This window comes from Dyadobacter sp. SRI_021, assembly GCF_057586235.1.
In genome coordinates, this window is sequence record NZ_JBYCZM010000040.1 from 1 (window position 1) to 1,938 (window position 1,938).

General features: G+C 51.2%; 3 protein-coding genes. All 3 read left to right on the forward strand.

Annotated features, from left to right (window positions below; genetic code table 11):
* Positions 1-715 (forward strand): T9SS type A sorting domain-containing protein (locus tag AC2YIT_RS32150; RefSeq protein ID WP_487281943.1); only part of this gene is annotated, 715 nt, incomplete at its 5' end.
* Positions 716-805: 90 nt separating this feature from the next.
* Positions 806-1,531 carry a hypothetical protein gene (locus tag AC2YIT_RS32155; RefSeq protein WP_430847146.1) on the forward strand — a complete coding sequence of 242 codons (726 nt, stop codon included), beginning with the start codon at positions 806-808 and terminating at the stop codon, positions 1,529-1,531.
* An 85-nt stretch (positions 1,532-1,616) separates the two neighbouring features.
* On the forward strand, positions 1,617-1,938 hold a 322-nt coding region (locus AC2YIT_RS32160; protein WP_487281944.1), incomplete at its 3' end, for a hypothetical protein.

Below are 1,938 nucleotides of genomic sequence, written 5' to 3' on the forward strand. Positions count from 1 at the left end.
CGGCAGCGAGCTCAACAAATTGACGATCGTGGGATGGGACGGAACGCAATGGGTGGCTATTCCTTCCAAAGTGGATGTTACTTCTATACTGGGCGGTACCAGCGACCTGACGACCGGTTCCATCACCACCATTTCACCGCTCGCACCGAACACTTATACGGCGTACACGTTCGCGGCACTTACGCTGCCGTTGCCGGTGACACTCACGCGCTTTACGGCTGTTACCGAAGGTAAAACGGCGCTGCTCGCCTGGGCAACAACCGAGGAAACCAACAGCGACCGGTTCGAAATCGAGCGCAGCGCGGATGGCAAAAAGTGGGCCATGATCGGCTCGGTAGCGTCCACAGGGGAAAGTAAGGTCCTTGTGAACTACACATTTACGGATAATACCCCGTTATCGGGAGAGAACCTCTATCGTCTGAAAATGGTAGACAAGGACGATACATATGCGTATAGCGCAATCCGTAACGTGGAGATGAAGGGTGAAGCAATCCGGCCTTATCCTAACCCGGTGTCGGACAAATTACTGATCGACCGTTTTGCGGAAGTGAAGGAAGTGTCGGTGAAAAATACTGCCGGGCAGAATTTCATCCGGGTTCAAAAAGTGTCCAGCGACGGCATCGATGTCAGCAGACTGGCGCCTGGCGTTTACCTCGTAACCCTGACCCTGTTTGACGGCACTATCAGCACACACAAAGTAGCCGTTTCCAGGTAGCGCAAAGTTGGCCTGGGATATAGCTTATAGCCCAGGCCTCTGTTTTCCATCATTCCTGTTAAACTACCTATATCAAAAACAAAATCTACTATGCAAAGAACTACATTATTTTCAGCATTCATATTTGCTTTGGGTCTTACTGCGTCATCGGTTTCCTTCGCACAAGTCAAAATTGGAAGCAATCCTACAACAATCGATCCTAATAATAACCTGGAAGTAGAAGCCTCCACGCCCGGAAGAAAAACTTCAATCAACAAAACGACGGGACAGGTGACCATTACGGATGGTACCCAGGGAGCAGGGAAAGTTCTTACTTCCGATGCCAATGGCGGTGCCAGTTGGCAAACAAGCGCGGTGGGCTGCGCGAGCTTCGACGCGAGTGGGGCTAATACAACCACGCCTGTGAATGATGTCGGTGTATTTTCGCCTACCAAATTGATCGCCGGCAATGTTGCTTATTCCGCGTCAGGTGCTTATAACAGCACAACCGGTGAGTACACCATCCCTGAGAGTGGGTTCTACATTTTTCACGGATCGGCTGGAACTTATAATGTCGCTGCCGGGACTACCGGTGACAGAAATACTACCCTGCAATTGCTTTCCACTTCCAAGGGACTTTTAAGTTATAGTGTTTCTTCGGAACTGAGTTACGGGGTTGGCGCCTGGCAGGAAGTGACATCTGCCAATTATTTTACTGCGGGTGATATCGTCACGTTTCAAATAGATTCTGGTCATGTTAGCGGAGTGAAGCCTGATTCGGTAGATGTGCGTTCCATTTTTTTCTCGGGTACGCGCGTCGATTGTAATAAAAACTAGGATTGATTCAATAGAGATTATTGCAATTTCCATTGAAACGCAACAGGTCATTAGGCTCTTCTAATACCACTAAACAGACGGACCAGTGAAACAACAATATACCAATCCACCCGGAAGCGGATGGCGCAGCATGGCGGTTTCGGCTGCACTGCTCTTAGTCGGGCACCTGGGGCATGCGCAGGAGGGCAGCCAGGGAAATACGACAATTTTTGGCGGAGCCGAGATGACATTTTTCAGTAACCACAACTTCGTGACCGGCGGTGGTGGAGCCCAGCCGGGCGTCATCCTGACCGAGCGGGCAGCGGGGAACTTCGGCGTGCTCAACTTCGCCGGGGATAATCTGGCCTCCACGGGCGCTTCGGACGCAGGCTATGTGGATGGGTACGTACGCAAGTATGGAGCAGGCC